3 protein-coding genes are annotated in these 5,632 nt (G+C 47.8%); all 3 read right to left on the bottom strand.

The window, feature by feature from the left end; all coding sequences use genetic code 11:
* The coding region (locus ACXLDX_RS05790) for a site-specific DNA-methyltransferase (protein WP_457576250.1) at positions 1-1,783 on the bottom strand (1,783 nt) is incomplete at its 3' end.
* A 55-nt stretch (positions 1,784-1,838) separates the two neighbouring features.
* A complete protein-coding gene (locus ACXLDX_RS05785; RefSeq protein ID WP_457576249.1) occupies positions 1,839-2,996 on the bottom strand; it encodes an RNA/DNA-binding domain-containing protein in 1,158 nt (385 codons plus the stop codon).
* Positions 2,975-5,611 (bottom strand): TrlF family AAA-like ATPase, encoded by a 2,637-nt coding sequence (locus tag ACXLDX_RS05780; protein ID WP_457576248.1) that lies wholly within the window; start codon positions 5,609-5,611, stop codon positions 2,975-2,977. The genes ACXLDX_RS05785 and ACXLDX_RS05780 overlap by 22 nt, the downstream gene beginning before the upstream one ends.
* Positions 5,612-5,632 lie beyond the last annotated feature (21 nt).

Below are 5,632 nucleotides of genomic sequence, written 5' to 3'. Positions count from 1 at the left end.
TATGAAGTTGTTTTGCCTTGTTTGACCACTCTTTTTCAGCCTCTCGGGGGATTTCCCATTCCTGCCAGTCCTGATCCAGTTCCCTGTTAAGTTGCTTTCGCAGGGGTTCCAGGGTTTCCTGAAATTTATCCCAGATCACGTCAATTTCCGCATTATTGGCAATAGCCTTCAGGGTGATATGGGGAACCCGCTGGTAGACAAAACCCTGGCGGATATTGCCGAAGGTGGGGGCAGCGGACGGGATGGTACGGGTTATTTCCGCCTCTTTCTGCTGCCCTGCCGGGGAGTCGGCCAGCAGGTAAAAGGGATAGCGGGCGCCCATGATCCGGGCCCGGGCTAGGGCCAGGGCAACCCTTGAGGTATCAATGGTGATCCAGCGGCGGCCCCACTGCTCGGCCACGTAGGCAGTGGTGCCGGAACCGCAGGTGGGGTCGAGGACAAGGTCGCCGGGGTCGGTGGACATGAGGATGCAGCGTTGGATAATTTTTGTAGCACTCTGGACTACATAAACTTTTGGATCACTTCTACTTTGCACACTTGCAAAATCAGACCAGACATTATTTCTTGGGAATGCTGCAAAATCTTCGATAAATCTTATATATCCTATGGAGCGGCCTTCATTTGAAATTCTTCCAGCCTTTATTAAATGATCAAAACCTATTTGGTTAGTTTTCCACCCACCTTTCCTTGGATAATTTTTTCTTCCCAGAAATAAAACTGGAAATTTGCTATTATCACCACCACTTTGAGAGGTTAATGTATCGATTCTAAATACTTTATGCTGTTGAGATGTGTTGACTTTCGACAACAAATTTGTTCGTAAATCATCGTAAATTATTTTATTGTATTTACTGCCTCCTGTTCCCCCCGCCTTTTTTATTGTAAAAAGATTTTTAAATTTTGCTTGCTGAATATCTTTACTATACCAAATAATAAAATCAGATACAGAGGCAAGAAATTGACTGGTTTGTGAACTGGTCGTTACATAACTAATTAAACTAACAAAATTCTCATCCCCAAAAACCTCATCCATCAAGCACCGCACCCGATGCACATTCTCATCCCCGATCTGGACAAAAATTGAACCGCTGTCTGTCAACAAATCCCTACACACCGTCAACCGATCCCGCAGATAGGTCAGATAGGAATGAATCCCGTCCCGCCAGGTATCCCGGAAGGCCTTGACCTGCTCCGGCTCGCGGGTGATGTGCTTTTTGTTGCCGTCCTTGACATCCCGGCTGGTGGTTGACCACTGGAAGTTGGAGTTGAACTTGATGCCGTAAGGCGGATCAAGATAGATGCACTGCACCTTGCCCCGCAGCCCCTCCCGCTCGGCCAGGGATGCCATGACCTGCAACGAGTCGCCCAGGATCATCCGGTTGGTCCAGTTGGCATCATGCTGGTAAAATTCCGTCCTGGCAGCCTCATCGGGCAAGCCGTTAAAATCACCAAAGAGATCCATCTGCCGTGGCTGCCCTGCACCTTCACGCTTTTCTGTCTGATTCCGTAGATCATCAATCAGAATCTTGGGATGCACCTTCTCCTGAATATAGAGGGGCGGGGCCTGCACCACCAGATCAGACCAGTCCTGCTCATCCTTACCCCGCCAGACCAGTTGCGGATCAAGATCACGATTACGCCGCTCGTAGGCCACCTGAATCGGATTTTTTTCATCATCCCGCATCACCGACTGATATTCAGCAGTGGGAATATTCTTCCGGCTTGCCTCTTCATGGGTCAGCGTCTCGATGCTTTTCGGTGTTTTGCTTTTTCGTTTTACCATTGTGCCATTATCCAATATGCCTTCGAACAGGTTAAATTAACTCTTCTTTCAGGAATCACTCAGGCGTCACCCGCTGAATAACAACCTTGAACAGATTTCCGTCATGGTCGTCTTCAAAATCAATATGGGGATACGCTTTAAGCGCACGGGTAATGCCGCTTCCCAATCCCCGGTAGGGCAGTATTTTTGTCGCATAGGATGCCAGTATGGGGTTTCTGATATTTGAATTGCCTCTTATGATGTTTGCAACCGTCAGATTGTTGGGCAGATGTCCCGGACTGATGATTTCCACCCGGTCAGTAAACACAAACAACCTAACCGGCGCGGAAACAAAGTAATCACGATGAATAAGCGCATTGGCGATCAACTCCTCCAAAGTGATTTTGGCAATCTCCGGCTCTCCGGGGGCATTGATATTTTGTTTTTTCTGAACATGGTGGATGTTGCCCAGAACAAAGCTCATGCTTTGATGAAAAATATCCGCCAACTTGCCGGTAATATCCCGGCTGTCTACATAGCGCTCCTCATGTATTTCAGTACCGGGAAAGGCTATGGCCTTGACAGTGAAAACCGGAAGCCTGGAACTTGGATTTTTGGCAAAGAGCAGGGCTCCACTCACATTGAAGATGCCGTCTTTCATCAGGTTCATGTTTTCCAGCAGGTCTTTCAGGGATATGTCCTGTTCATCCAGGGATTCACCAAAATTCCGTTCATAAAATTTTTTGAAATAGTCTCGGTCCAGGTCCGCCACGGTCATACCGGGAACCGGAATCTCATCTCCATGGATCAGGCCTGCGCTCTGGTACATTCGCTGGATCTCTTCCCGGGATGTTGCCTTGCGTTTGTCTGCGCCGCTTTTTACCCAGATGACCCCGTTTTTGTCCATATAGGGCCTGCTGATGCCATCCGGCACAACAACCCGCATGACCAGACCATCCGGCGCGGCGATGTTTTCCGTTTGAGGATTGATCGGAGGCCTGACCTGCTGCGATCCTGCATTGGAAACGAGCTGGTTCAGGCGTCCCATGTCCTCCCGGGTCAAACCGGCAAAGGTGCCGTCGTCACTCACGCCGATAAATATTGTGCCTCCCCCTGAATTGCTGAGCGCCACCATTTCCTGAGCCAATGATGTCTCGTTTGTGACATTGGCTTTGAACTGATGTTTGCTGTCCTCACCACGACCGATAATTTCTAGAAGCTCTGCGGGTTCCATATTTCGTATCTCCTTTGGCGCTGTTTAAAAGCCTCCTCACCGCCTTCCATGATATTCACGATTTCCTCCTGGAGTTCCGAACAGTCGATACTGCCGGTTTTTGTCTTAATGAGATTATCGGAGAACGAACAGGAAATTATCTGTTCCGCATCGCCAAGCACGGGAAAATTGGCGTTGTGGGTTGCGAAAATAAACTGGGTACCGGATTTCAGGCGCCGGATCAGCTTTACAACATCTTCATAAATAGTCTGGTTGTCCAGATCATCTTCCGGCTGGTCGATGATGAAAACATCGTTTTCCTTCTGGCTCAAAACAAAAAGAATCAGCGCGGATGCACGCTGCCCCAGCGAATGGTGTTTCAGTTCCTTGCCGCGATACTCGATGGTAAATCGGTTGGGCGCCTGCCAGGTCAACAGGGCAGAGAGATTGTCAGTAAAATACTGCTCAAAAACCGAAGCCGAAGCGCCAAGCATGGTCCTGACCCTGCCAAATTCCCTGTACAGGGCTCTAAAATCGGAAAATTCATGGACAAGCGATGAAAAAGTCGCTTCCCGGATTCGGCTGCCCCTGAAGATATCTTTCATAAAGGTAAGAAAAGCGTTTTTATCTCCCTTGAATTCAGCTTTTATTTCAAGCGAGGAATGGCTGCTGTTAATCTTGTCGAGTTCTGCCTTGATCGCCTTGTATTCTTCACGCCAGAATTCATTGAGCGCTGCCAGCTCCCGTAACAGTTCCTGATCCAGGCTTTTATGAACAGATTCCTGTTTTTCCAATGCTCGGAGCATTTGCGTTGCCTGTTCCACGGTTTTGCGAAGCTCGCGGAATTCATCCGGGCGTATGGCCTGAGCTCCATCTTCCTGCAACTGCTCAGCCAGTTTCCTGCCAATTTCAGCAAATTCTTCCTTGAGGCCGGCTTTGAGTTTTTCAAACTCTCCGGCTTTCCTTTCAAGCTCAGCCAGAACCTGCCTGCCTGTGGAAAAGGTTTTTTTGATGTTTACAAAGGATGAAATCAACCTGTCATAGGTGACAAAAAAATCATCAAAGAATTCCTTGTTCTGTTTTGAGGTATAGACACGCTGATTGTTCAAGTCGTCTTCATACTGGTCAATAAAAGATTCCAAATCCTCCAGATAGGATTTGGCAAAAGAAACAACCTGGGAGCATTTTCTGGAATCGGTATCAAAATCCACCTGTTTTTGCAGTTTTTCTTCCACCCCGTATTTTTTGTAAAACTTGAGCCTGAATTCGGCGTCTTTTTTCCTGTCTTCGTATTCCTTTTTCTTCTCTTCCGTGTTGGAGAGTTTTTTCAGTTGCCCAACGAGCTCAATAACTTTCCGGCGTTGTGCCTCAATGCGTGATCGAATCCCGAAAAGCTTCTCACCGACCAGTTTTTCCACCAGGTCCTTTTCAAACCCCTCACCTGTGGCGGAGAGATCTTTTTGTCCAAAATAGATGGGTTTGTGCAAAATCGTTTCCCGAATGGAGATGCCCGGCTGCAAAGTACCGTCGATATACACATCCGGCCTTTCCCGGTTGATGCGCCGAATCTCATATTGCTGGCCGCGTTGGTCAACAGCCTGGACCGTCACTTTTCCATCGCTTCCCAGGATATAGTCAACAAGACCGTTCTTGTAATCCTTGTCCTGCGACTTTTCCTCGAAAGGAATATCAAGCGCATACCGAATCGCCTCCAGGATGGATGACTTGCCGCTTCCGCGGATGCCGATGAGGGTATTGAGTTCCGGGGACAGGTTGATGGTTTCACCATTCAGAGCGCCGCCGTCAAAAGACACGCTGAGAATGTGAGAATGGGTATGGTGGGGAATCTCTCCGGCAGTTACGCGGTTTTCATGGTCAAGCAGCCCATACTTGACTGCCTCAAAGGTGAAATCACCGATTTTCAGATAACAGGCTTTTCCCTGTCCGATCTGTTCAATCTCTTTCGGATCGGAACCTTCAACTTCCGCGGGATACCAGTCCTGAAGCCATTGCCTGACCTTTTTTCGTTCATCGCGGGTTCTAACCTTTTGGAAACCCAAGGTTCTCTTTCTGACGGAATCATAACGAGGAGTAGTAAAATCGCCAATTTTTCCCCCGAGCATTGCTTTCCACAGGCCGCATCGCTGCTCCACATGGGCAAAGATCAGAAAATAGTCCATGCCGGTCTTGTCCAACTCTGCAACGACCTGCAAAATATTTTTGTCACTGCGGCAATTTTCGTTCTCATACTCGGCAGGAGATTTTCCCGGAAACATGGTGGCGATAAACGGTGAAATACGGTCATTACTGCCTTTTAGCCAACTTGCCGAAAAAACAATCAAAACATGAATGCCATTGTTTCCATCATTTACAAACAGCTCCACTCCTGGCAGAAGAAAGATCTTTTTCTTCCGCGCAGTTTTCTGCAATGCCTTAAATTCGTTGCAAGCAAATTTATTATGATTGGTAATTACGCCAAGTTCTATTCCTGCAGATTTAAGCGCATCTATATAGTTAGAATAGTAGTAGTCTGTATCACCTGGATATAAAAATTCCTTATCCGCCTTGGTGTGCAAGTGAAAATCAGCACGTAGCCAGCGGCTTCCCTGCAAAAAACTCTTATTGCAAGATGCCATTATGCACCTCCCTTCTTGTGG

This window comes from Desulfomarina sp. (assembly GCF_054039375.1).
The sequence above is the reverse complement of the archived record's forward strand: the minus strand, read 5'-3'. Positions and strand labels throughout refer to the sequence as shown.